Below are 22,245 nucleotides of genomic sequence, written 5' to 3' on the forward strand. Positions count from 1 at the left end.
ACACGGTGGCGGATCTCCTCCTCGCGGCCCGCGGCGGCGCGCGGGTTCCCTGGCGGGCGGTCGCCCCGGCCGATCCGGCCGGCGCCTACGCCGTCCAGGACGCGGTCGCCGCCCGGCTCGGTCCCGTCGGCGGCTGGAAGGTCGGCGCGGCGAATCCGGAGGCGGTGCCGAACGCCGCGCCGTGCCCGGCCGCTTGCCTGCGCGGGAGCGGAGCCGTGCTCGACGGGCCGGAGTGGCGCCTGCGGGGCATCGAGGCGGAGGTCGGGCTGCGGCTCGGGCGCGACCTCGACGGCGCGGCCCCGCGGGCCGAACTGGCGGCGGCGGTGGAGGCGGTCCTGCCGGTGATCGAGGTCGTGGAGACGCGCCTCGACGGCTGGGGGGAGGCCGACCCGCTCGCGCGGCTCGCCGATCTCCAGAGCCACGGCGCGCTGATCCTCGGCCCACCCTCCCGCCTCGATCCGGCGGCGCTCGACCTGCGCACCGTCGCGGCGGACCTCAGCGTCGACGGCCGGGCGGTGGCCGCGACGCGGGGCGGCAACCCGGCGGAGGATGTCTGGCGGCTGCTGGCCTGGCTCGCCGACCACGCCGCCGCGCGCGGGCGCCCGCTGCGCGCCGGGCAGGTCGTCACCACCGGCTCCTGCACCGGGATGCTGTTCTGCGCGCAGGGGACGCGGGTGGCGGCCGAACTCGCCGGGATCGGCGCGGTGGCGATGCGCTTCTGACGCCGCGGCTCCCGGCCCCGCGGCTCACCCGGCGTCCGCCTCCCCGAGATAGCGCTGCCGCAGGTGGCCCAGGAACGGCGCGCTGGAGAGGGGCTGGCCGGTCGCCGCCACGAGGAGGTCCTGCGTGTCGAGGAGGCTCGCCCGCTCGTGCACGTGGCGGCGCAGCCAGCCGACGAGGGGCGCGAAATCCCCCCGCGCGAGGCCGGGCCGGATCCCGGGTTCCGCCGCGCAGGCCGCCGCGAAGAGCTGCGCGGCCATCATCGCCCCGAGCGTGTAGGTCGGGAAATAGCCGAAGGAGCCGCCCGGCCAGTGGATGTCCTGCAGGCAGCCGAGGGCATCGTTCGGCACCGCGAGGCCGAGGAGGTCGCGCATTCCGGCGGCGAAGGCCTCGGGCAGGTCGGCGACCGCGAGGTCGCCCGCGATCATCGCGATCTCCAGCTCCGTCCGCAGCAGGATATGGGCCGGATAGGTGACCTCGTCGGCATCGACCCGGATGAGGCCGGGCGAGACCGCGGTCGCGAGGCGGGTCAGGTTCGCGGCGCTCCAGGCGGGCCCCTCGCCGGCGAAGTGCCGGCCGAGCAGGGGGGCGAGGAAGCTCAGGAATTCGGGCGAGCGGCCGGCCTGCATCTCGATGATCAGCGACTGGCTCTCGTGCAGGCTCATGCCGCGGGCCTGCCCGGCCGGCTGGCCCCGCCACGCCGCCGGTCGGCCCTGTTCGTAGAGCGCGTGCCCGGTCTCGTGCAGCACGCCCATCAGCGCCCGCATCACGTCGCGCTCGTCGTAGCGGGTGGTGATGCGCACGTCGTCGGCGGCGCCGCCGCAGAACGGGTGCAGGCTGACGTCGAGGCGCCCGCGCCGGAAGTCGAAGCCCGCGGCCCCCATCAGCGCGAGCCCCACCGCCCGCTGGGTCTCCACCGGGAAGGGGCCCGGGAGCGGCAGCGCGGGCGGGGCCGCCGCCTGGCGCGCGCGGACGGCCTCGATCAGCCCCGGCAGGACGGCGCGCAGCTCGGCGAAGAGCGGCTCGATCAGGCCGCGCCGCAGGCCCGGGTCGTAGGCGTCGAGGAGCGCGTCGTAGGGCGAGAGGCCGAGGGCCGCGCCCTTGGCCGCGCCGATTTCGCGCTGGAGCCGCAGCACCTCGGCGAGGTGGGGCGCGAGCAGGGCGAAATCCGACCGCGCCCGCGCCTCCCGCCACACCATCTCGGCCCGCATCACCGCGCGGGCATTGGCCTCCACGAGGTCGCGCGGGACCGCCGCGGCGTGCCGGCGCACCCGGCGCATCTCGCGCAGGTTGGCCCGCGCACCGGGGTCGAGGGGCTCCTCCTCGGCCCGGGCGAGCTCCTCGTCGAGGGCCGGGGCGGTCAGGAGGTCGTGGATCAGCCCCTGCAGGGCGGCGAGCTGGTCGGCGCGGCCCTCCGCGGCCCCGTCCGGCATCTGGGTGCGGGAATCCCAGTCGAGGATGCCCGCGGCGCCCTCCAGCGCCGCGATCCGCCCGAAACCCTCCGCGAGGGAGCGATATGCGTCCATGCCCCGATCGATCCCCTGGCTGCCGACCCGCCGCGGGTCCGGCTCGCCGACCCGCCCCGCCCTGGCTATCATCCCGGCGGCGGCGCGGCGACCCGGTCGGGCCCGGCCGCGACGCGGAGCGAGACCATGGAGGATCCCACCGGCCCGGCCCTCGATCTGGCGCGCCGCCTCGAGCGCGCCTGCCTCGATCACGGCCGCAAGGCCCTCGACCTGCACAAGGCCGCCGCCTCGGCCGCCCAGGCCCGGGACCTCTACGCGGCGCAGCAGGCCTACCGGACCGCCCAGGATTCCCTGAGGCTCGCCCAGGAAACCGTCGCGGAGGTGCTGGCCGCCGTCTCGGATTTCCTGAAGCCCCTGGGGAAGGACCGCGATCCGGCGCGGTGAGGCCTGCCGGATCGCCGTAACCGGCGTGCCGGTCCGGCGAAGACGGGGCGACGGGGCGGCCCCGCGGGGCGGGCGCCGTCCGAGGAGGCGTGATGGCGAGCGCGACCGAGCCGAGCGACGAGGCGCTGCTGCCGCGCCTGCGGGCGCGGGACGAGGCGGCCTTCCGGCTGCTGGTGCGGCGCCACCACGTCCGCCTCGTCGCGGTGGCGCGCGGGGCGGGGCTGCCGCCGGAGGCGGCCGAGGAAGTGGTGCAGGAATCCTGGATCGCCGCGATGCGCAACCTCGACGGCTTCGAGGAGCGCTCCGCCCTGCGCACGTGGCTCACCGGCATCGTGGTGAACCTCGCCCGCAAGGCGGCCCGGGCCCGGCGGCGCACGGCCACCTTCTCGGACCTCGCGCCCGCCGACGCGGAGGAGGACGGGTTCGACGCCGACGCCTTCCTGGCCGACGGGCACTGGCGCCAGCCGCCCTGGCACTGGTCGGAGGTCGATCTGGAGCGGGCGCTGGCGGGGCGGCAGGTCTGGGCCGCGGTCGAGGCGGCGATCGCCGCGCTGCCGCCGCTCCAGGCCTCGGTGCTGCGCCTGCGCGACGTCGAGGGCTTCGGGGCGCGGGAGACCGAGGGCCTGCTCGGCCTCAGCGAGGCGCGCCAGCGGGTGCTGCTCGACCGGGCGCGGTGGCGCGTGCGCGCCACCTTCGAGCGCCTGACCCGCGAGGCGCCCCTGCGCAGTGCCTCGTGACCGGAACAGGGGGATGCCGATGATGCGATGCCGCGAGGTGGCGGAGCGGGCCGGGGCGGTGCTCGACCGTGAGGCGGACCTGCCGACCCGGCTGCGGGTGCGGCTGCACCTCGCCGCCTGCGCGCCCTGCCGCCGCTTCCTCGCGCAGATGCGGGCCGCCCGCGCCCTGCTGCGCGGCGCCGCGCCGCCGCCCCTCGACCCGGCCCGGGAGGAGGCCCTCGTCGCCCGGGTCCTGGGTGGGGAGCCCCGCGGCGACGAGGGCGCCTGACGCCCCGGCGCCGGTCAGGGTGCCGCGCCGCGCCACGCCGCCGCCACCGCTTCCAGGCTGGTCGCGGGCAGGTCCCGGCGGATCGCCGCCGGGCTGCGCGAGAAGCGCGGCGCGGGGGCCGGCTGCATCACCCCGTCGACCTCCAGGTAGGTCCCGCGGGCCGCGAGGTGCGGGTGGGACGGCGCCTCGCTCAGGGTGAGGACGGGGGCGAGGCAGGAATCGGTGTCCTCCAGCAGGCGGCACCACGCGTCGCGGGTCCGGGTCAGGAACAGGGCCTCGAGCCGCCGGTGCAGGGCCGCGCCGTCGCGGTCGTCGAAGGCGGGATCGTCCTCCAGCCCGACCCGGCGCCGGAACTCGGCGAAGAAGTGCGGCTCCAGCGCCGCGAGGGCGACGAAGCGGCCATCCGCGCAGGCGTAGGTCCGGTAATAGGCCGTGCCGCCGTCGAGCAGGTTGGCTTCCCGCGCCTGCGTGCCGAGGCCCTGGGCCGCGAAGTCGCTCGCCATCGCCATCAGCGAGGCGGCGCCGTCGCAGATGGCGCAATCCACCACCTGCCCGTGCCCCGTCCGCCGGGCCGAGAGGATCCCGGCCAGGATCCCCATCGCGAGGTAGAGCGCGCCGCCGCCGAAATCGCCGACGAGGTTGAGGGGCGGCACCGGGTGGCTCTCCGGCCCGATCGCCGCGAGGGCCCCGGTCACCGCGATGTAGGTGAGGTCGTGCCCGGCGCGCGCCGCGAGCGGCCCCTCCTGGCCCCAGCCGGTCATCCGCCCGTAGACGAGCCGCGGGTTGCGGGCGAGGACCACCTCCGGCCCGAGGCCGAGCCGCTCCATCACGCCGGGGCGAAAGCCCTCGATCAGCGCGTCGGCCTCGTCGAGGCAGGCGAGCACGCGGGCGCGGTCGCCCGGCGCCTTGAGGTCCGCCGTGACGGTGCGGCGCGAGCGGGTCAGCACGTGGCGGGAATAGGGATCGGCCCCGCCGGGCCGGTCGACGCGCAGGATGTCGGCGCCGAGATCGGCGAGCAGCATGGCCGCGAAGGGGCCGGGGCCGATCCCGGCGAACTCGACGAGGCGCAGCCCCGCGAGGGGCCCGGTCGCGGCGGGCGGGGCAGGCGGGGTCATGGCGCGGCAAAGCTCCCTGCGGCGCTCCCCGGCGGCGCCGGGCCGGTTCGGCGGGGGAGCGGGGTGTTCGGCGGCCCGGGCCCGCCGGCCTTCCTGGCCGGCGCCCGCCCGCATGCTACAGGATCGGGCCTGAGCGAGGGCAAGGATTGGTTCGCGCCCTCGCCGCCGGGAGGCCGCCGATGCTGTCAGACGACCAGATCCTCATCCGCGACACGGCCCGCAGCTTCGCGCAGGCGCGCCTGAGGCCCTTCGCGGCGGAGTGGGACCGGGACTCCCGGTTCCCGCGCGAGGCCGTCGCGGCCCTGGGCGAACTCGGCTTCCTGGGCATGCTGGTGCCGGAGGCCTATGGGGGCTCGGCCGTGGACCACGTCTCCTACGCGCTCGCGATCGAGGAGATCGCGGCGGGGGACGGGGCGGTCTCGACCATCATGAGCGTCCACAATTCGGTGGCCTGCGTGCCGATCCTGCGCTTCGGCACCGAGGCGCAGAAGGAGCGTTTCCTGGTGCCGCTGGCGCGGGGCGCGCAGCTCGGCGCCTTCTGCCTGACCGAGCCGGGGGCCGGGTCGGACGCGGGCGCCGTCACGGCGCGGGCGCGGCGCGTCGGCAACCGCTACGTCCTCTCGGGCACCAAGCAGTTCATCACCTCGGGGCGCAGCGCCGACCTCGCCATCGTCTTCGCGGTGACCGATCCGGAGGCCGGCAAGAGGGGCATCTCGGCCTTCATCGTCCCGACCGCCACCCCGGGCTACCGCGTCGCCCGGATCGAGCACAAGCTCGGGCAGCGCGCCTCGGACACCGCCCAGATCGTGTTCGAGGACATGGAGCTGACGCCCGACCTGCTGCTCGGGCAGGAGGGAGAGGGGCTGCGGATCGCCCTCTCCAACCTGGAGGGCGGGCGAATCGGCATCGCCGCCCAGGCGGTCGGCATGGCCCGGGCCGCCTTCGAGGCGGCCCTCGCCTACGCGGGCGAGCGGGAGACCTTCGGGCAGAAGCTCACCGCCCACCAGGCGGTGGCCTTCCGCCTCGCCGACATGGCGACGCGGATCGAGGCGGCGCGGCTCCTCGTGCACAACGCCGCGCGGCTGCGCGATGCCGGGCAGCCCTGCCTGAAGGAGGCCGCGATGGCCAAGCTCTTCGCCTCCGAGATGGCCGAGGCCGTGTGCTCGGACGCGATCCAGATCCACGGCGGCTACGGCTACCTGGCGGATTATCCCGTCGAGCGCATCTACCGGGACGTGCGCGTCTGCCAGATCTACGAGGGCACCAGCGACGTGCAGCGCATCGTGATCAGCCGGGCGCTGACGGGCTGAGCGGCGGCAGCGCCGAGGCCGGGCGATTCGCCCCGACCGGCACCGGGATGGCGCGGTCCCGGATCCGGTTCGGGCGCGGTCCGAGGTATGGGTCCGATCCGGCGGCGTGACCCCTCCCGCGCGGCGGGCGCGGGGACCTGCGCGACCCGAGCCACCCCGAAGAGGCGCCGCGCGCCCAGGATGATCCTGGCAGAGCGCCGCGGCCAGGGCGCTTGTGATCGACGAGAGAGTGCCGCGGAAGCGATGAGGTCGGGCTGTCCGCCCCGACTGACCCTGCTGAGAAGCAGGACCGACTGCCCGCTTCAAGGTCGATCGCCCCGCATTAATTTCATATGAACCATATTTCCGCTTTGCCGCGGGATCGCAGCGGTCATGCAAACGGGTGCGGGAACGGCACAGAACGGTCGAGCCGACCCGAAACCACTTGTTATCCTTAACGGCATTTTAACCCCGCGTGCGACAAAGATCGTCCCGCGACGACCGGGGCAGGCCGCCGCCGCCTCCCGCCGCACAGGCGGCGGCCGGCAGCAGGGCCCGGAAGACCCGACACGATTCGATCCTTCGCCAGCGCGAGCGGCCCGGAGCGGGGCGCTCCAGGAGGGCAACCTTGACGAGCCTGCTGACCAACTCCGCCGCGATGACGGCGTTGACCACGCTGAAGTTGATCAACGCGAACCTCGACACCACGAGCAACCGGGTGTCGACGGGCCAGCGCGTCTCGGCCGCGGCCGACAACGCCGCCTACTGGTCGATCGCGACCGCGGTGCGCTCCGACAACGCCTCGCTCGGCGCCGTGAAGGACTCGCTCGGCCTGGGGGCCTCCGCGGTGGGGACGGCCTATAACGGCATCAATAGCATCATCTCGGACCTGCAGAACATCCGGGCCAAGCTGCAGACCGCCCTCCAGGGCGGGACCGATCGCAGCAAGGTGCAGACCGAGATCTCCGCCATCCAGAACAAGATGAAGGCCACGGCCGACTCGTCCGTGTCGAACGGAGTGAACTGGCTGTCGGTGGATTCCTCGGCCACGAACGCGCGGTTTCGTCCGGTGGAGAGCGTGGTGGCGGGCTTCGCGCGCAATGCCGCCGGCACCGTCTCGTTCTCGACCATCGACGTCAACGTGAACGCGATCAAGCTCTACGACGTCAACGCGACCAGCATCACCTCGGCGGCGACCCAGGCGCAGTTCACGGCAGGCCAGTCGCTCACCGGGACGCCGCTCTTCACGAACGGGACGGCCGACTTCTCGGGCACGAACGAGGTCAACTTCACCCTCCAGATCGACCGGCTCGGCACCGCGGGTGGGGCGGCCGGAACGGCCGCGGGCGCCTATGGCGGCAAGGTGAACATCGTCCTGAACAATTCGACGCTGATAACGGCGGCAAACGATCGCTCGAAGGTCACGACGGACGAATTCCTGAGAGCCATCAACAACGTCATCGGCGCGAGCACGTTGCCCCAGACGGGAGCCGGCGGCTCCGCGGTGGCGATCACGACGGGCGGGCTGAAGGGCCTGATCACCGCCGCCCTCGATTCCTCGGGCCGGCTGGTCTTCCGCACCACGGATACCGGCGCGACCCTGACCGCCACCCTGACCGTCGGGACCGCCACGGCGGGCAACACGCTGAAGGATTTCGGCTTCGGCACGACGGCGGGGCTCGCGGCCACCGGCAAGGGCACGGATGCGGGAACCACCACGGCCCGCGGCATCATCGACACGAGCGTCGGCAGCTACGATGCCTCCTTCGGCGGCGGCAGCTACTCGATCGCCAATTTCGACATTTCGAAGCTGGTCGGGACGGCCGGCGACAGCAACCTCAAGGACATTATCGCGGCCGTCGACAAGGCCCTGGCGGCGGTCACCGATGCCGGCACCAAGCTCGGCGCGGGCAAGAACCAGATCGAAGGCCAGACGAGCTTCGTCGACTCGCTCATGAAGGCGAACACCGCCACGATCGGCACCCTGGTCGACGCCGACATCGAGGAGGAATCGACGAAGCTGAAGGCGCTGCAGACGCAGCAGCAACTCGCCGTCCAGGCGCTCAGCATCGCGAATTCCTCAGGGCAAGCCCTGCTCACCCTGTTCCGCTAAGCTCCATTCCGCCGGCCGGTGCCGATGCGGTCACCGGTTCGGCAGCCCGATGACGCGGAGACGGGACGTACGGGCGGACTGGTCCGAGGCCATTCGGCTCGGGACGACATCGCCCCGCAGCCCCGATCCCGCCCCGCACCGCCGGCGGTGTCCGCGCGTCGGGGCGGTCCTGCCGGGCCGCGGCCTCGCGCCGGCGCGATGGCAATCAGGGGGAGCGGGAAGCGCAGGCGGTCCGTCCCGTCGCGCGCAGACGGCAGGATCACGGCCGTCCGTGCCGCAGCGGAGGGCGCCCCCTTCGGAGGGCCTTCGCATCCACAATCTTCAGGACAATCCGGGCGGCATTTCGGCTCGCCCTCCTGATCGACCTTGCCACCAATGCCCTACGCTTCGGTAAGGAAGTTGGTGGAGCTGAGGGGATTCGAACCCCTGACCTCCGCAGTGCGATTGCGGCGCTCTCCCATCTGAGCTACAGCCCCGGCGAGGCGGGGGCCTTGTAGGCCGGCCCGCTTCACCCTGTCAATTCCCTTCCCGCTCCGAACCGCACGCCGTGCCTTCTCGGGCGACGAGGACCTACGGACCGCGCATGCGCTCGCTTCTCTGGCTCATCGACAACGTCATCACGCTCTACGTCTATCTCCTGATCGCGAGCGCGGTCCTGAGCTGGCTCGTCGCCTTCAACGTCGTGAACGTCCGCAACCCCATCGTCTCCCAGATCGAGGATTTCCTGTTCCGGGTGACCGATCCGGCGCTGCGGCCGATCCGGCGCATCCTGCCGAATCTCGGCGGGATCGACATCTCGCCGATCATCCTCGTCCTGCTCCTGTTCTTCCTGCGCAACCTGATGTTCGAACTCTTCGCGACGCTGGCCTGACATGACCCGGCCCTGGCGCCTCCTGACGGACGGGCTCGAAGTGCGGGTGCGGGCGACCCCGCGGGGCGGCCGCGACGCCGTCGAGGGGATCGAGACCCGCGCGGACGGCCTGCCGGTCCTCAAGGTCCGGGTGCGGGCAGCCCCCGAGGACGGGGCCGCCAACGCGGCGATCCGCGCCGTCCTCGCGGAGGCGCTCGGCTGCCCCGCCCGCGCCGTCACCCTGGCGGCGGGCGCCACCGCGCGGGTGAAGCTCTTCCGCGTGGCCGGCGACGGCCAGGCCCTGGCTGCCCGCATCGGCGCCCTGCTCGGGCCCTGACGAAAGGCGTATCGCACCGCGCCGCGCCGCGGTGCGACAAGGCGCCGAGCTCCGCACGCTCCTCCGAGGGACGACGATGAAAACGAATCCGGGCCGGTTCTTCGAGGATTTCCGCCTCGGCGAGACCATCCGCCACGCCACGCCCCGCACCGTGACCACCGGCGACGTGGCGCTTTACACCGCCCTCTACGGGCCGCGCTTCGCGGTGCAATCCTCGGACGCCTTCGCGCGGGCCTTCGGCTACGAGCGGGCGCCCCTCGACGACCTGCTCGTGTTCCACGTCGTCTTCGGCAAGACGGTCCCGGACATCTCCCTCAACGCGCTCGCCAATCTCGGCTACGCGGAGGGCCGCTTCCTGCGGCCGGTCTATCCGGGCGAGACCCTGTCCTCGGTCTCGGAGGTGATCGGCCTCAAGGAGAGTTCGAACCGCCAGACCGGCGTGGTCTACGTGCGCTCGACGGGCTACGACGCGGGCGGGGCGCCCGTCCTGACCTATTGCCGCTGGGTGCTGGTGCGCAAGCGCGACCCCGCCGCGGCGATCGCCGAGGAGGCGGTGCCGACGCTTGCCAAGGCGGTCGAGGCCGCCGACCTGGCCGCCTCCCTGCCGCCCTTCGATCCGGCCGCCTACGACACGGTTCTGGCGGGCAGCCCGCACCGCTTCGGCGACTACGCCCCGGGCGAGCGCATCGACCACGTCGACGGCATGACCGTCGAGGAGGCCGAGCACCAGATCGCCACCCGCCTCTACCAGAACACCGCCAAGGTCCATTTCGACGCGCACGCCGTGAAGGAGACGCGGTTCGGGCGGCGGCTGATCTATGGCGGCCACGTCATCTCGCTGGCGCGGGCGCTCAGCTTCAACGGGCTGGCCAACGCGTTCTCGATCGTGGGGATCAATGCGGGCCGCCACGTGGCGCCGCTCTTCGCGGGCGACACCGTCTACGCCTGGAGCGAGGTGCTCGCCGCCGCCGACCTGCCGGGCCGCAGCGACGTCGGGGCCCTGCGCCTGCGCACGGTCGCGGCCAAGAACCAGCCCTGCGGCGCCCATCCGGACCGCGCCGGGGACGGGTACGACCCCGCGGTCATCCTCGACCTCGATTACTGGGCGCTGATGCCGAAGTGAGCGGCGGGGGCCTCAGGCGTCGCCGCTCCCGGCCGTGAAGCGCCGGAAGGCGTCGAGGGTCTCGCGGCTGACATGGTGCTCGATGCCCTCGGCGTCGCAGCGCGCCACGTCCGGGCTCACCCCGAGGGCCAGCAGGAAGGCCTCCACGACCCGGTGGCGCTCGCGCGATTCCGTCGCGAGCGCCCGGCCCGCCTCGGTCAGGAAGACGCCCCGGTAGGGGCGCTGCTGCACCAGCCCGTCCTCGGCGAGGCGCTTGAGCATCTTGGCGACGGTCGGCTGCGCCACGCCGAGGCGCGCCGCGATGTCCACCTGCCGGGCCTCGCCCGTATCCCCGATCAGGTCGGCGATCAGCTCGACGTAATCCTCCACCAGTTCGAGCCGGCGCGCCTCGCGCACCTGCCGGAAGCCGGCCGAATGCCGCTCGGCGTCGACGAGGCCGGTCTCATCCTGGGGGTCGCGCGCCGGAGGGCTGTCCGCCGCGTCGTCGTGGGGCAGGTGCTGCATGGGTCGGGACGATCCACCTCGGGGTCGGCTGCGCGTCGCGCGCCCTTCTTAGACGAGGGGGCGGCGGGTGTGCAGGGGGACGAGTCCGCGGCCGGGAACAAGTGGAGCGCGGCCGCCGCGGCGGAGCCGCCGCATATGCAACGGTTTTCCTATTGTGTGGCCGGCAGCGCCCATTGCATCAGCAGCGCAACCGGGAGATGCGCGAAGTCGATGGGCGAGACCGTTCGCGAGACGCTGGCGAAGCTGGCGGGCCTCGACCGCGAGGTCGTGGCGATCGCGTGGCTGTCCCTGCGGGTGAGCCTCTCGGCGGTGCTGATCGGGGCGGGGCTCGGCATCCCGCTCGGGGCCCTGGCGGCCGTGGCGCGGTTTCCGGGCCGGGACGCGCTCGTGAGCCTGCTCAACGCCCTCATGGGCCTGCCGCCGGTCATCATCGGACTCCTCCTCTACCTCCTGCTGTCGCGCTCGGGGCCGCTCGGGCCGCTGGGCCTGCTCTTCACCCCCGCCGCCATGATCGCGGCGCAGACCGTCCTGGTCACGCCGCTGGTCGCCGCCCTGGCGCGCCAGATCCTCGCCGACGCGGAGGCGCAACTCGGCGAGCAGCTGCGCTCGCTCGGGCTCGGCCCGCTCCGGCGCGCGGCGGCGCTCGTGCACGACGCGCGCTTCTCCCTGGTCACCGTGGTGCTGGCGGCCTTCGGCCGCGCCATCTCGGAGGTGGGGGCCGTGCTCGTGGTCGGCGGCAACATCGCGGGTCAGACCCGCACCATGACGACGGCGATCTCCCTCGAGACGCAGAAGGGGGACCTGCCCCTCGCCCTCGCCCTCGGCCTCGTGCTGATCGGCCTCGTGGTCGCCCTCAATGCCGCCGCCGCCCTGCTGCGCGGCTACGCGGCGCGGGCCTACGGATGAGCCCGGCCCTGCCGATCCTCCTCGACGGCCTGTCGTTCCGCGCCGGGGGGCGCACCATCCTCGACCGCGTCAGCCTGCGCATCGAGGAGCCGGGCATCACCGCGCTGATCGGGCCGAACGGGGCGGGCAAGAGCGTGCTGCTGCGCCTCCTCGACGGGCTTCTGCCCCTGAGCGCCGGCGCGGTGCGGATCGGGCCGGGCGGGGCACCCGCCCGGCGCGCCTTCGTGTTCCAGCGGCCCGGCCTCGTGCGGGCGAGCGCCGGGCACAACATCCGCCTCGCCCTCGCGGCGGCCGGCTGGCGCCGGGCCGAGGCGCGGGCGCGCTGCCGCGCGGCCCTCGCCCTGGTCGGGCTCGCGGACCGGGCGCGGGATCCGGCGACGCGGCTCTCGGGGGGCGAGCAGCAGCGCCTCGCCCTGGCCCGCGCCTGGGCGGTGGCGCCGGACCTCTTGCTCCTCGACGAGCCCACCGCCAACCTCGACCCGGCCGCGGCCGAGCGGGTCGAGCAGGTGGTCGCCGGGATGGCGCGGGAGGGCGTGAAGGTGCTCCTCGTCTCGCACCATCTCGGGCAGGTGGCGCGGCTCGCCCGCGACGTCGTGGTCCTGTCGGGCGGGCGGGTGGCGGAGCACGGCCCGGTCTCGCAAGTCCTCACCCATCCCCGCGCGCCCGAGACCCGGGCCTACCTCGCCGGAGAATTGCCGTGGACCGCCTTCGCCGCCTGTTCTGCCTGACTCTCGCCGCCTGGCTCGCCGCCGCGCCGGCGCGCGCCGGGGAGAGCATCACGGTCGCCTCGACGACCTCGACCGAGCAGTCGGGCCTGTTCGGTCACCTGCTGCCGCGCTTCACCGAGGCGACCGGAATCGGCGTGCGGGTGGTCGCCCTCGGCACCGGTCAGGCCCTCGACGTCGGCCGCCGCGGCGACGCGGACGTGGTCTTCGTTCACGATCAGCCCGCCGAGGAGGCCTTCGTGCGCGACGGCTTCGGCGTGGAGCGCTTCCCCGTGATGTACAACGACTTCGTGGTGATCGGGCCGAGGGACGACCCGGCGGGGATCGCCGGGCGGGACGTCGCCCAGGCCTTCCGCAAGATCGCCGCCGCGAGGGCGCCCTTCGTCTCGCGCGGGGACCGCTCGGGCACGCACGCCGCGGAGCTCAGGATGTGGCGGGAGGCCGGGCTCGACCTCGGCGCGGTGCGGGGCGAGTGGTACAAGGAGATCGGCCAGGGCATGGGCCCGGCGCTCAACGCCGCCGCCGCGACCAACGCCTACCTGCTCGCCGACCGCGGCACCTGGCTCGCCTTCAAGAACCGCCAGGACCTCAAGGTCCTGGTCGAGGGCGACCCGCGCCTGTTCAACCAGTACGGCGTGATCCTGGTCAATCCGGCCAAGCACCCGCACGTGAAGGCGCGCGCGGGTCAGGCCTTCATCGACTGGCTGGTCTCCCCCGCCGGGCAGGGCGTGATCGCGGGCTACCGGATCGGCGGCGAGCCGCTCTTCGTCCCCAATGCCGGGACGTGACGCGCCGGCTTGCCGGCGCGCGGCGCGCGGTGCATGGACGCGCTCCCGGGGATCCGCGGCGGAGACGACGTCAGTGCCTGCTTCGAGCCTGTGGCGCCGCGCGCGCGCCCTCCTCGGCCCCCGCGGTGCTGGCGAGGAGGCCTTCGATCCGGACTTCTACGCCCGCCGCTACCTCGACGCGCGGGCGCTGTCGCCCGAGGAGCGGGCGCGGCACTTCGCGGTGACCGGGCGCCGGGAGGGACGCGCGCCCAACGCGGAGGTCTTCCTGCACCGGCTCGCCGCGCATTACGGCCCGCCCGAGCCCGATTTCGACCTCGCCTTCTACCGCCGACAGCCCGACCTCGCGGAGGTCTTCGCGCAGGATTGGGAGTTCCTCGCCCATTACCTGGAGCGCGGGCGCGGGGAAGGGCGACCGCGCAACGTGGCGGACCACCTCGCGCGGCTCGAACGGGCGCACGGCCCGCTCGGGCCGCATTTCGAGATCGACGCCTACCGGCGCAACGAGGATCTGGCGCTGCTGTTCGACGACGAGTGGCAGTTCGTCGCCCATTTCCTGCAATGGGGCCGCGCGGAGGGGCGCTTCTTCCGCCACGCGCAATTCGCGCTCTGCGACGCGGCCCGCGAGGCGCGGGTGGCGGGCCGCTTCGAGGAGGCGATTGGGCACGCCCGCGCCCTGGTCGCCGCGCTGCCGCGCAACCGCGAGGCGGCGTCCCTTCTGGTCCACCTCCTCACCGTGACCGGACGCGAGCGGGAGGCGCAGGCGGCCCTCGCCGAGGCCGGGCTCGCCCCCGCGGAGGGCGCCGCGCTGCGGGCGCTCGGGGCCTATCTGCGGCGGGTCCCGCGGGAGCAGGCCCTCGCCCTCGTCGACGGGCTGCCGGGCCGCTTCACCTACCTGGAGCCCGGCGGGGTGGCGGAGCGCATCCTCGCCGCCAAGGCGGCGCGGCGCCCCTTCGCGCTGCTCCGCCTCGGGGATGGCGAGGGGTGCCTCCTGCGCGTCGACGCGGCCGACGAGGCCGCCTTCGCGCCGCTCTACGCGGCCAACCGCGAGACCTTCGCCCGGATCTGGTTCGGCGACCGGTTCGACGCGGCGGGGAGCGGCTTCTCGACCCTGGCCGCGGGCCTGTCCGAGGCGGCCGCCGAGGCCGACATCCTCGGCGTGCCCTACCGGGCCTGGATCGAGCACGAGTACCGGATCGTGACCCCGTCGGGCGTCCCGGGCGTCACCAACGTCCTGCGCTGGCTCGACGCCCGCGCCGCCGCTGGCCTGCCCGTGCCGCCGCTCTGCCAGCAGACGATCCACGTGGCCCTCGGCCAGGGCGACTTCTTCCGCGACCTCCTCGCGGGGGAGGCGGAGGTCGGGCTGATCGCCTGCTTCCCGGACCTGCCGGAGGCGATCCGGCGCCGCTTCGGGGTCGGGGCGGTCGAGTTCCACAAGATCCCGGGCGAGCAGATGTCGCGCCGTCTGATCGGCGAGCAGGCGGCCGGGGGCGCGCATTACCCCGACGTGTTCGAGGCGGTGACCGCCCGGCTCTCGCGCCCCCTCGACGGCCGGATCTTCCTGGTGGCGGGCGGGCTGCTGGGGAAGTTCTACGCCCTCACGATCCGCCGGCACGGCGGCATCGCCATCGACATCGGGTCGCTCGCGGATGTCTGGATGCAGAAGGTCACGCGGCCGGGCTACGAGCATCTCGCCGGACTCGCCCTGACCGAGACCTGATCCGGCGCGCCGTCACCGCGCCGCGGCCGCGCCGCGCGGCGGCGCGGGCCGGACCGGCCCTCAGACGGCGATTCGATCCTCGTCGTCGGTCGGCTCGCGCAGCACGTAGCCGCGGCCCCACACCGTCTCGATGTAGTTCTTGCCCTGGCTGGCATTGGCCAGCTTCTTGCGCAGCTTGCAGATGAAGACGTCGATGATCTTCAGCTCGGGCTCGTCCATGCCGCCGTAGAGGTGGTTGAGGAACATCTCCTTGGTGAGGGTCGTGCCCTTCCGCAGCGAGAGGAGTTCCAGCATCTGGTACTCCTTGCCGGTCAGGTGGACCCGGGCGCCCGAGACCTCGACGGTCTTCTGATCGAGATTGACGATCAGGTCGCCCGTGGTGATCACCGACTGGGCGTGCCCCTTCGACCGCCGCACGATCGCGTGGATCCGCGCGACGAGCTCGTCCTTGTGGAAGGGCTTCGTCAGGTAGTCGTCCGCGCCGAAGCCCAGACCCTTCACCTTGTCCTCGATCCCGGCCATGCCCGACAGGATCAGGATCGGCGTCTTCACCTTGGCGACGCGCAGCGACCGCAGCACCTCGTAGCCCGACATGTCGGGCAGGTTCAGATCGAGGAGGATGATGTCGTAGTCGTACAGCTTGCCGAGGTCGACGCCCTCCTCGCCGAGATCTGTCGTATAGGTGTTGAAGTTCTCGGACTTGAGCATCAACTCGATGCTCTGCGCCGTGGCGCTGTCATCCTCGATCAGAAGTACGCGCATCTCAGTCCCCAAGCCCTGGCCCATGAGGGTGAGGCAAACACCCGCCGCCCATCCGCCACCGGCCCGTGGCGGATGCCCGTCTGCATTCGACTCGCGACGCTATGCCCAAAGCGTTAACAAAGCCTGATTCCGTCCCGCAAGCGCCTCGAATCCGCCAAGCCCGGCAATCCGTTGCACGTTGTCGTTCCGTTCCGGCCCGCCATCGCCCGCGAGCCCTGTCGGTCCGCCCTGGGGCCGGGCTAACCGGCTCCAGGGATTCGCATTCATCCCTTTTGTGACTTCCGCGACACGCCCTCGGATTTCCGCCCTCGGGCTGCCGCTCGTCCGTTACCGCGCAGTGTTAAGGAGACGGGTAAATGGAAGGTTGATGGTGTCCCCGCGCCCGCGCCCATCCACAGAGCGTGGAACGGGTGCGGCGAGGCACGGTCGCCCCTTGTTCCACAAATTGCCGGGGGCGTCGAAAGGTTTCTGGGACGGGGCGAGGGGACGGGGCGAGGGTGCGATGGGGCAGGAAGGCGGGGGGCGGGGCGGCTCGCGGCGGCCCGGGCGGCGCTCGACGGGGTCGAGACCCTGGAGGTGTTCGGCCGGGTCGTGGCGATCCGCGGGCTCCTCGTGGAGGTGGCCGGCCCGGTCGCGGCGATGCGGCTCGGTGGGCGGCTCGACATCGCCGTGGAGGGGCGCGGCGGCGAGGGCAGCGTGCCCTGCGAGATCATCGGCTTCTCGGGGTCCCACGCCCTGGCGATGCCGTTCGGGTCGCTCCAGGGCGTGCGCCGGGGCTGCCCGGCCCGGGTGGGCGCCGAGGAGGCGGGGGCGATCCGGCCGTCCCCGGCCTGGCTCGGGCGGGTGGTCGACGCGCTCGGGCGGCCCGTCGACGGGCGCGGGCCGCTGCCGCCGGGACCGCTCCCCTATCCGCTCCGCGCCGACCCGCCGCCCGCCCACGCGCGGGCCCGGGTCGGGCCGCCCCTCGACCTCGGGGTGCGCTGCATCAACACCTTCCTGACCATGTGCGTGGGCCAGCGGATGGGCATCTTCGCCGGCTCGGGCGTGGGCAAGTCGGTGCTGCTCTCGATGCTCGCCCGGGCCGCCGCCTGCGACGTGGCGGTGATCGGCCTCGTCGGCGAGCGCGGCCGCGAGGTGCAGGAATTCCTGCAGGACGATCTCGGCCCCGAGGGCCTCGCCCGCTCCGTGGTGGTGGTGGCGACCTCCGACGAGCCGGCGCTGATGCGCCGCAACGCCGCCTACGTCACCCTCGCGCTCGCCGAGTCTTTTCGCGACGCGGGCGCGCAGGTGCTCTGCATGATCGACTCGGTCACCCGCTTCGCCATGGCGCAGCGGGACGTGGGCCTCGCGGCCGGCGAGCCGCCCACCGCCAAGGGCTACACGCCGACCGTGTTCAGCGAGCTGCCGCGCCTGCTGGAGCGGGCGGGGCCCGGCACCGGGGCGGGCTCCATCTCCGGCCTGTTCACGGTGCTGGTCGAGGGCGACGACCACAACGAGCCCGTCGCCGACGCGGTGCGCGGCATCCTCGACGGCCACATCGTGATGGAGCGGCGGATCGCCGAGGGCGGGCGCTACCCGGCGATCAACGTGCTGCGCTCGGTCTCCCGCACCATGCCGCGCGCCTGCGACCCGGCCTTCCTGCCGACGGTGCAGCGCGCGCGCTGGCTCCTCTCCACCTACGCCGACATGGAGGAACTGATCCGCCTCGGCGCCTACCGGCCGGGCTCCTCGCCCGACGTCGACGAGGCGATCGGCCTGATGCCCGACCTGGAGGCTTTTATGAGGCAGGGTAAGGAAGAAGCAACCTCCCTGGGGGAAGGATACCAGCGCCTGGCGGCGATCGTCGGCGGGCCCTGAGCCGGACCGCCGCAGCCGACGCCCTGAGCCGGGATCGCATCCCGGGCCTCGCGGCGCGTGCGCCGCGCCGCGCTCGGGCGAGAGCGAGGGTGGGGACACCGCCCGACGGCGTGGAGTGGGAGCACGATGAAATCGCGGGATACGCTCATCCGGTTGCGACGCTTCCAGGTGGACGAGAAGCGCCGCCGCGTCACCCAGATCGAGTCGATGATCGCCGATTTCGCCCGGATGGCGGCGGAACTCGACCGTGAGGTCGCGCAGGAGGAGCAGCGCGCCGGGATCACCGACCCGGCCCATTTCGCCTACCCGACCTACGCGCGGGCGGCGGCTCAGCGGCGCGACAACATCCGGCGCTCCGCCAGCGACCTCGACGCGCAGCTCGCCGAGGCCAAGGCGGCCCTGGCGGAAGCCTTCGAGGAGCTGAAGAAGGTCGAGATCCTCGACGACCGCGAGCGCTCGGCCGAGCGGGCCGCGGACGCGGCGCGCGAGCAGTCGGATCTCGACGCGATCGGGCTCGGCCGCGCCCGGGCCTGAGCCGCGGGCGGGATGTGCCGGTCGTTGCCCGGACGGCGCCTCTGCGGAGCTGGCGTCCCCGGCAGCGACAGACGATCAGCGTGTCATCCGCTGTCCGGACGATCACGTCCGGACAGCGTCTGCCAAGCCCGCGCGGCGCTTGAGCGAAGCCCCAATCCGCCATCCCGAAGGGATCAAGCGGATTTGGTATGACGAGCCCGCGCGGCGCTTGAGCGACGCCGACATCCGCATTGCCGAAATGGGAGATGGCGACGCAATCCGTCGAATGTCGGATCAGGCCAGCACCGGCACGTGCGGCGCTGCCTCGCGCGGGAGGTGGCCCGAGAGGCGCGGGTCCGGCACCACCTCGATCGCGCGGGCGAACGGCGTGAACCCGCTCGCTTGATAGAAACCGATCGCGGAGGGGTGGTCGAAGGTGCAGGTGTGCACCCAGACCCGGGAGACCGGTCGCGCCCAGGCGCGGCGCAGGGCCTCTCCCATCAGCTGCCGCCCGATCCCGCGCCCCACCGCCTCGGGAACCAGACCCAGGAAGGCGATCTCGACCTCGCCCTCGACCCGCGCGTCGAGTTCAACGAGGCCGATGTCGTGGCCGTCCCGCGTGAGCGCGAGCGCCTCGACCGCTGGGTCGGTCAGGATGGCGGCGAGCGCGGCGTCCGCCATCCGCCGCCGGCTGAACCAGAGCCAGGGCGTGCCGATCCGCGCGAACAGGGCGCGGTAGCGGGGGAGGTCCGCACCGAGCGCCGCCAGCGGCAGTTCCGGCGCGTCCGGCAGGGGAGGGCGGTTGCGCATCTCGAGCGAGGTCACGACCGCCGCCACGTGCGTCGCCGGGATGGGGGTGAGCCCGTCGCAGTTCAAAGGCGTCATGGCCGGCCCCCTACCGCAGGGTGAGGCGCCGCCGCAAGCCCCGCCCAAAGCCCCGCACAAGCCGCCGAGGGCACCTCATGCGGGCTGGCAGCGTTTGCAGCGGGCGCGCGCCGCGTTAGATCCGCCGGCGGGCGGTGCGGGAGCGGGGCGATGACGCAGGACAACGGGACCGGGGTCCACCGCTTCCCCGTCGCGGCCGGCCCGGAGGGGCCGACCGTGTCCGACATGATGGCCCGCCCGGACGGCCCGGCCCTCGAATGGGTGGAGGCGCGCCCCCTCGGCCAGCCCCGCGGCGCGCCGCTGCTTTTCGTGCACGGGGCCTTCGGGGGCGCCTGGATCTGGCAGGAGATCTTCCTGCCGCACCTCGCCCGGCGCGGGCGGCGGGCGCTGGCCTTCAGCCTGCGCGGCCACGGCCGCAGCCAGGGCGCCCGCCAGCTGAAGGAGGCCTCCCTCGCCGACTACCTGTACGACCTGCGCGCCGCGATCGCCCGCTGCGGCGAGCCCCCGATCCTGGTCGGCCACTCCCTCGGCGCCCTGCTCGCCCAGCGCCTGATCGGGCAGGTGCCCCTGCGCGGGCTCGTGCTGCTCGCGCCCCTGCCGCCGGACGGCCTCGCCCTCGTGGGCGCCCGCATCGCCCTCACGGATCCGGGCTTCTGGGTCGAGGCCCTGGCGGGCGCCCTGCTGCCCGGCCGCGGGCCGGCGGTGGCGCTCTCCCGCCACTGGCTGTTCTCGGAGGGCCTCTCCTTCGAGCGCGCCCGCGCCTACGCGGCCCGGATGTCGGCGGAGAGCCCGGTGGCGCTGGCCGAGGCGCATTGGCCGGCCCCGACCGTCCCGGCCGCCCTGATGGGACTGCCGGCCCTGGTGGTCGGCGGCGCCCGCGACCGCATGATCTGGCCGGTGACGACCTGGCGCACGGCGCTCTACCACGGCGCGCAGCACCGGACCGTGCCGGACATCGCCCATTTCCTGCAGCTCGATTACGGCGCCGAGGGCGTCGCCCGCCTCCTCATCGACTGGGCGGACGAGCGCGGCCTGTGAGGGGTCGCGGTGGCACGAAACCGTCATGATCGCGTGAAAGGAGGGCGCCCGGCCGCGACGCGCCTCCTTGCGGCCAGGACGGCGCTCGGGCATCAAGCGCCCCGACCCGGGAGTGCGACGGACATCGCCATGAAGAAGATTCGTGAGTTCATTTGGCCGGCGATCGGCCTCGCGGCCGTCGTGGTCTCGATCTACCTGCTCTGGCACCAGTTGAAGGGGCTCTCGATCGCCGATGTCGAGGCGAGCCTCAAGGCGATCCCGCCGCACCGCTACGCGCTCGCCGCCGCCTCGACGCTGATGGCCTACATGGCCCTGGCCTGGTACGACCGGATCGCGCTGATCCACCTCGGCGTGAAGGGCATCTCCTGGCTCTTCGTCTCGCTGTGCTCCTTCACCACCTACGCGCTGTCGCACAATATCGGCGCCTCGGTCTTCTCGGGCGCCCTCGTGCGCTACCGGGCCTACACGTCGAAGGGGCTCACGGCCGCGCAGGTCGCGGTGCTGGTGGCCCTGTGCTCCTTCACCTTCGGCCTCGGCACGATGCTGCTCGGCGGCCTCGTCCTGACCCTGCAGCCGGACCTGCTGACCCGCCTCACCGGCATGCTCCCCGGGGTGATGACCAACCCCGCCACCGCCCGCATCCTCGGCGCCGGCCTGCTCGGCGTGGTCGGGCTCTACGTCGTGGGCTCGATCCTGCACCTCAAGCCGCTGACGATCCGCAGCTTCAAGCTCGAATACCCCCGCCCGAACGTGATGGTGCGCCAGCTCATCGCGGCGCCGCTGGAGCTGATCGGCGCGGCCGGCATCATCTACTTCGCCCTGCCGGAGGCCGGGAATCCGGGCTTCCTCGTCGTGCTGGCGGTGTTCCTGGCCTCGTTCTCGGCCGCCCTGGTCTCGCACGCGCCGGGCGGGCTCGGGGTGTTCGAACTCGTCTTCATCACGGCGATGCCGGACCTGCCGAAGGTCGAGGTGCTCGCCGCGGTGCTGATCTTCCGCCTGTTCTACCTGCTCCTGCCCTTCGCCATGGCGATCGTGGTGGTGCTGCTGTTCGAGCGCGGCCGCCTCGCCGCCGCGATCCGCGGCAAGGCCGAGCTGTCCCCCGGCGCCCCGGCCGCGCCGGTCGACGGTCCCGGCCTCAAGCCGGACCTCCCGGCCTCGCCGCCGATCCGCAAGGTCGGCTGACCCGCGATGGGCCGCGCGCGGCTGCGCCGGGCGCGGCTCGGCTTGGCGGCCCTGCTCGGCCTCCCGGGCGGGGGCTACTTCATCCCCTACCGGCACGCCGCGGCGAGGGCGGCGCAGGAGGGCTACCCGGCCCTGGAGCCGCTGTTCCGGGAGGCCGAGCCGGATTTCCGCGCGCACCTCGCCGAGATCGCCGCCCGGGCCGGGGATCTGCGGCGCGTCGCCGAGGGCGGCCCCGGGCTCCTCGGGCCGCGCCCGCCCCGCCTGACCCAGGACTGGTTCCCGCGCCTCGACGCCGCCGCCGCCTACGCGATGGTGCGGCGGGCGCGGCCGCGGCGGATCGTCGAGGTCGGTTCCGGGCACTCGACCCGCTTCCTCGCGCAGGCCGTGGCCGATGGCGGGATGCCGACCGCGCTCACCTGCATCGACCCGCGCCCGCGCGCGCCGCTGCCGGCCCTGCCCGGCCTGCGGCACGAGGCGCGGCTGTTCGGTCCGCGCGACGGCGAGGCCCTGGCCTCGCTCGCGCCCGGGGACCTGCTCTTCATCGATTCGAGCCACGTGGCGATGCCGGGCAGCGACGTCGACCGGCTCCTCCTCGACGCGCTGCCGCGCCTCGCCCCGGGCGTGCTCGTCCACCTGCACGACGTCTTCCTGCCCGACGCCTACCCGCCCGAATGGGCGTGGCGCGGCTACAACGAGCAGGTCGTGGTGGGCGCGCTGATCCAGGGCGGCGCCTTCGCCCTCGCCTTCGCCAGCCGCTACGTGGCGACGCGCACGGATTGGCTCGCCGGCAGCCCGCTGGCGGGCCTGCCCCTCCCGCCGGGCGCCTTCGAGACCAGCCTCTGGCTGCGCAAGCGCTGAGGCGCCCTCGGGCGGGATCAGGTCGCCTCGCCCGCGGATCCCGCTCCG

Annotated in this window: 23 protein-coding genes and 1 tRNA gene; 18 read left to right on the forward strand and 6 right to left on the reverse strand. The window is 73.8% G+C overall.

What is annotated here, in order from left to right; translation table 11 throughout:
* Nucleotides 1-5 precede the first annotated feature (5 nt).
* A complete protein-coding gene (locus tag QA634_RS19965) occupies nucleotides 6-722 on the forward strand; it encodes a 2-keto-4-pentenoate hydratase (protein ID WP_012333692.1) in 717 nt (238 codons plus the stop codon).
* A 24-nt stretch (nucleotides 723-746) separates the two neighbouring features.
* Here the strand turns inward: QA634_RS19965 and QA634_RS19970 are convergent, their stop codons facing one another.
* Nucleotides 747-2,246, reverse strand: a complete 1,500-nt coding sequence (locus QA634_RS19970; RefSeq protein ID WP_012333693.1) for a carboxypeptidase M32 — start codon at nucleotides 2,244-2,246, stop codon at nucleotides 747-749.
* Between the two features lie 126 nt (nucleotides 2,247-2,372).
* Between QA634_RS19970 and QA634_RS19975 the strand changes: the two genes are divergently transcribed.
* The 3 genes from QA634_RS19975 to QA634_RS19985 all read left to right on the forward strand — a co-directional run bounded on the left by QA634_RS19975 (nucleotide 2,373) and on the right by QA634_RS19985 (nucleotide 3,635).
* Nucleotides 2,373-2,630 carry a hypothetical protein gene (locus QA634_RS19975; protein ID WP_012333694.1) on the forward strand — a complete coding sequence of 86 codons (258 nt, stop codon included), beginning with the start codon at nucleotides 2,373-2,375 and terminating at the stop codon, nucleotides 2,628-2,630.
* 92 nt (nucleotides 2,631-2,722) lie between these two features.
* The gene (locus tag QA634_RS19980; protein ID WP_012333695.1) at nucleotides 2,723-3,367 is read left to right on the forward strand and encodes an RNA polymerase sigma factor; all 645 of its coding nucleotides are present in this window, start codon (nucleotides 2,723-2,725) and stop codon (nucleotides 3,365-3,367) included.
* A 13-nt stretch (nucleotides 3,368-3,380) separates the two neighbouring features.
* On the forward strand, nucleotides 3,381-3,635 hold the full coding sequence (locus QA634_RS19985; RefSeq protein WP_012333696.1) for a zf-HC2 domain-containing protein: 255 nt from the start codon (nucleotides 3,381-3,383) through the stop codon (nucleotides 3,633-3,635).
* 14 nt (nucleotides 3,636-3,649) lie between these two features.
* On the opposite strand, the gene QA634_RS19990 is transcribed toward QA634_RS19985, so the two are convergent.
* Entirely contained in the window at nucleotides 3,650-4,750 is a 1,101-nt protein-coding gene (locus QA634_RS19990) for a CaiB/BaiF CoA transferase family protein (RefSeq protein ID WP_012333697.1), read from the reverse strand.
* A 179-nt stretch (nucleotides 4,751-4,929) separates the two neighbouring features.
* Between QA634_RS19990 and QA634_RS19995 the strand changes: the two genes are divergently transcribed.
* Nucleotides 4,930-6,060 (forward strand): acyl-CoA dehydrogenase family protein, encoded by a 1,131-nt coding sequence (locus QA634_RS19995; protein WP_012333698.1) that lies wholly within the window; start codon nucleotides 4,930-4,932, stop codon nucleotides 6,058-6,060.
* A gap of 607 nt (nucleotides 6,061-6,667) precedes the next feature.
* Nucleotides 6,668-8,152: a flagellin N-terminal helical domain-containing protein gene (locus QA634_RS20000; protein WP_012333699.1), complete on the forward strand. Its 1,485-nt coding sequence runs from the start codon at nucleotides 6,668-6,670 to the stop codon at nucleotides 8,150-8,152.
* 400 nt (nucleotides 8,153-8,552) lie between these two features.
* Here the strand turns inward: QA634_RS20000 and QA634_RS20005 are convergent.
* Nucleotides 8,553-8,628, reverse strand: a tRNA-Ala gene (locus tag QA634_RS20005).
* Between the two features lie 107 nt (nucleotides 8,629-8,735).
* On the opposite strand from QA634_RS20005, the gene QA634_RS20010 reads away from it, so the two are divergent.
* From QA634_RS20010 to QA634_RS20020, 3 genes are all read left to right on the forward strand, one after another.
* Nucleotides 8,736-9,023, forward strand: a complete 288-nt coding sequence (locus tag QA634_RS20010) for a YggT family protein (RefSeq protein ID WP_012333700.1) — start codon at nucleotides 8,736-8,738, stop codon at nucleotides 9,021-9,023.
* 1 nt (nucleotide 9,024) lies between these two features.
* On the forward strand, nucleotides 9,025-9,339 hold the full coding sequence (locus tag QA634_RS20015) for a DUF167 family protein (protein ID WP_012333701.1): 315 nt from the start codon (nucleotides 9,025-9,027) through the stop codon (nucleotides 9,337-9,339).
* Nucleotides 9,340-9,415: 76 nt separating this feature from the next.
* On the forward strand, nucleotides 9,416-10,462 hold the full coding sequence (locus QA634_RS20020; protein ID WP_012333702.1) for a MaoC family dehydratase: 1,047 nt from the start codon (nucleotides 9,416-9,418) through the stop codon (nucleotides 10,460-10,462).
* A gap of 12 nt (nucleotides 10,463-10,474) precedes the next feature.
* Here the strand turns inward: QA634_RS20020 and mntR are convergent, their stop codons facing one another.
* Complete coding sequence (gene mntR, locus QA634_RS20025; RefSeq protein ID WP_012333703.1) at nucleotides 10,475-10,966, reverse strand: manganese-binding transcriptional regulator MntR; 492 nt, start codon at nucleotides 10,964-10,966, stop codon at nucleotides 10,475-10,477.
* 210 nt (nucleotides 10,967-11,176) lie between these two features.
* Here mntR and QA634_RS20030 point away from each other — a divergent pair, with 210 nt between their 5' ends.
* The 4 genes from QA634_RS20030 to QA634_RS20045 all read left to right on the forward strand — a co-directional run bounded on the left by QA634_RS20030 (nucleotide 11,177) and on the right by QA634_RS20045 (nucleotide 15,102).
* Nucleotides 11,177-11,872: an ABC transporter permease gene (locus QA634_RS20030; RefSeq protein ID WP_012333704.1), complete on the forward strand. Its 696-nt coding sequence runs from the start codon at nucleotides 11,177-11,179 to the stop codon at nucleotides 11,870-11,872.
* Nucleotides 11,869-12,600, forward strand: a complete 732-nt coding sequence (locus tag QA634_RS20035; RefSeq protein ID WP_012333705.1) for an ATP-binding cassette domain-containing protein — start codon at nucleotides 11,869-11,871, stop codon at nucleotides 12,598-12,600. The genes QA634_RS20030 and QA634_RS20035 overlap by 4 nt, the downstream gene beginning before the upstream one ends.
* Entirely contained in the window at nucleotides 12,570-13,385 is an 816-nt protein-coding gene (locus tag QA634_RS20040; RefSeq protein ID WP_012333706.1) for a substrate-binding domain-containing protein, read from the forward strand. Before QA634_RS20035 ends, QA634_RS20040 begins: the two co-directional genes overlap by 31 nt.
* A 73-nt stretch (nucleotides 13,386-13,458) precedes the next feature.
* Complete coding sequence (locus QA634_RS20045; RefSeq protein WP_012333707.1) at nucleotides 13,459-15,102, forward strand: hypothetical protein; 1,644 nt, start codon at nucleotides 13,459-13,461, stop codon at nucleotides 15,100-15,102.
* A gap of 60 nt (nucleotides 15,103-15,162) precedes the next feature.
* On the opposite strand, the gene ctrA is transcribed toward QA634_RS20045, so the two are convergent.
* On the reverse strand, nucleotides 15,163-15,864 hold the full coding sequence (gene ctrA, locus QA634_RS20050) for a response regulator transcription factor CtrA (protein ID WP_012333708.1): 702 nt from the start codon (nucleotides 15,862-15,864) through the stop codon (nucleotides 15,163-15,165).
* A gap of 576 nt (nucleotides 15,865-16,440) precedes the next feature.
* Here ctrA and fliI point away from each other — a divergent pair.
* On the forward strand, nucleotides 16,441-17,721 hold the full coding sequence (gene fliI / locus QA634_RS20055; protein ID WP_283026727.1) for a flagellar protein export ATPase FliI: 1,281 nt from the start codon (nucleotides 16,441-16,443) through the stop codon (nucleotides 17,719-17,721).
* Between the two features lie 126 nt (nucleotides 17,722-17,847).
* Complete coding sequence (gene fliJ / locus QA634_RS20060; RefSeq protein WP_012333710.1) at nucleotides 17,848-18,255, forward strand: flagellar export protein FliJ; 408 nt, start codon at nucleotides 17,848-17,850, stop codon at nucleotides 18,253-18,255.
* A 273-nt stretch (nucleotides 18,256-18,528) separates the two neighbouring features.
* Here fliJ and QA634_RS20065 read toward each other — a convergent pair whose 3' ends face one another.
* Entirely contained in the window at nucleotides 18,529-19,119 is a 591-nt protein-coding gene (locus tag QA634_RS20065; protein ID WP_198292998.1) for a GNAT family N-acetyltransferase, read from the reverse strand.
* A 150-nt stretch (nucleotides 19,120-19,269) separates the two neighbouring features.
* Here QA634_RS20065 and QA634_RS20070 point away from each other — a divergent pair, with 150 nt between their 5' ends.
* From QA634_RS20070 to QA634_RS20080, 3 genes are all read left to right on the forward strand, one after another.
* Nucleotides 19,270-20,157 carry an alpha/beta hydrolase gene (locus tag QA634_RS20070; RefSeq protein WP_012333712.1) on the forward strand — a complete coding sequence of 296 codons (888 nt, stop codon included), beginning with the start codon at nucleotides 19,270-19,272 and terminating at the stop codon, nucleotides 20,155-20,157.
* A 129-nt stretch (nucleotides 20,158-20,286) separates the two neighbouring features.
* The gene (locus QA634_RS20075) at nucleotides 20,287-21,339 is read left to right on the forward strand and encodes a lysylphosphatidylglycerol synthase domain-containing protein (protein WP_012333713.1); all 1,053 of its coding nucleotides are present in this window, start codon (nucleotides 20,287-20,289) and stop codon (nucleotides 21,337-21,339) included.
* 6 nt (nucleotides 21,340-21,345) lie between these two features.
* Nucleotides 21,346-22,197, forward strand: a complete 852-nt coding sequence (locus tag QA634_RS20080) for a class I SAM-dependent methyltransferase (RefSeq protein ID WP_012333714.1) — start codon at nucleotides 21,346-21,348, stop codon at nucleotides 22,195-22,197.
* Nucleotides 22,198-22,245 lie beyond the last annotated feature (48 nt).

It is taken from the genome of Methylobacterium sp. CB376, assembly GCF_029714205.1.
Lineage (GTDB): Bacteria > Pseudomonadota > Alphaproteobacteria > Rhizobiales > Beijerinckiaceae > Methylobacterium.

What these genes read in the sequence shown, in the direction of transcription:
- QA634_RS20075 (WP_012333713.1), top strand. Translation starts at nt 20,287, where the DNA reads ATGAAGAAGATTCGTGAGTTCATTTGGCCGGCGATCGGCCTCGCGGCC.
- QA634_RS20065 (WP_198292998.1), bottom strand. Translation starts at nt 19,119, where the DNA reads ATGACGCCTTTGAACTGCGACGGGCTCACCCCCATCCCGGCGACGCAC.
- QA634_RS20020 (WP_012333702.1), top strand. Translation starts at nt 9,416, where the DNA reads ATGAAAACGAATCCGGGCCGGTTCTTCGAGGATTTCCGCCTCGGCGAG.
- QA634_RS20030 (WP_012333704.1), top strand. Translation starts at nt 11,177, where the DNA reads ATGGGCGAGACCGTTCGCGAGACGCTGGCGAAGCTGGCGGGCCTCGAC.
- QA634_RS19970 (WP_012333693.1), bottom strand. Translation starts at nt 2,246, where the DNA reads ATGGACGCATATCGCTCCCTCGCGGAGGGTTTCGGGCGGATCGCGGCG.
- fliJ (WP_012333710.1), top strand. Translation starts at nt 17,848, where the DNA reads ATGAAATCGCGGGATACGCTCATCCGGTTGCGACGCTTCCAGGTGGAC.
- QA634_RS19975 (WP_012333694.1), top strand. Translation starts at nt 2,373, where the DNA reads ATGGAGGATCCCACCGGCCCGGCCCTCGATCTGGCGCGCCGCCTCGAG.
- QA634_RS19985 (WP_012333696.1), top strand. Translation starts at nt 3,381, where the DNA reads ATGCCGATGATGCGATGCCGCGAGGTGGCGGAGCGGGCCGGGGCGGTG.
- QA634_RS19990 (WP_012333697.1), bottom strand. Translation starts at nt 4,750, where the DNA reads ATGACCCCGCCTGCCCCGCCCGCCGCGACCGGGCCCCTCGCGGGGCTG.
- QA634_RS19980 (WP_012333695.1), top strand. Translation starts at nt 2,723, where the DNA reads ATGGCGAGCGCGACCGAGCCGAGCGACGAGGCGCTGCTGCCGCGCCTG.
- QA634_RS19995 (WP_012333698.1), top strand. Translation starts at nt 4,930, where the DNA reads ATGCTGTCAGACGACCAGATCCTCATCCGCGACACGGCCCGCAGCTTC.
- QA634_RS20080 (WP_012333714.1), top strand. Translation starts at nt 21,346, where the DNA reads ATGGGCCGCGCGCGGCTGCGCCGGGCGCGGCTCGGCTTGGCGGCCCTG.
- mntR (WP_012333703.1), bottom strand. Translation starts at nt 10,966, where the DNA reads ATGCAGCACCTGCCCCACGACGACGCGGCGGACAGCCCTCCGGCGCGC.
- QA634_RS20035 (WP_012333705.1), top strand. Translation starts at nt 11,869, where the DNA reads ATGAGCCCGGCCCTGCCGATCCTCCTCGACGGCCTGTCGTTCCGCGCC.
- ctrA (WP_012333708.1), bottom strand. Translation starts at nt 15,864, where the DNA reads ATGCGCGTACTTCTGATCGAGGATGACAGCGCCACGGCGCAGAGCATC.
- QA634_RS20015 (WP_012333701.1), top strand. Translation starts at nt 9,025, where the DNA reads ATGACCCGGCCCTGGCGCCTCCTGACGGACGGGCTCGAAGTGCGGGTG.
- QA634_RS20010 (WP_012333700.1), top strand. Translation starts at nt 8,736, where the DNA reads ATGCGCTCGCTTCTCTGGCTCATCGACAACGTCATCACGCTCTACGTC.
- QA634_RS20070 (WP_012333712.1), top strand. Translation starts at nt 19,270, where the DNA reads ATGACGCAGGACAACGGGACCGGGGTCCACCGCTTCCCCGTCGCGGCC.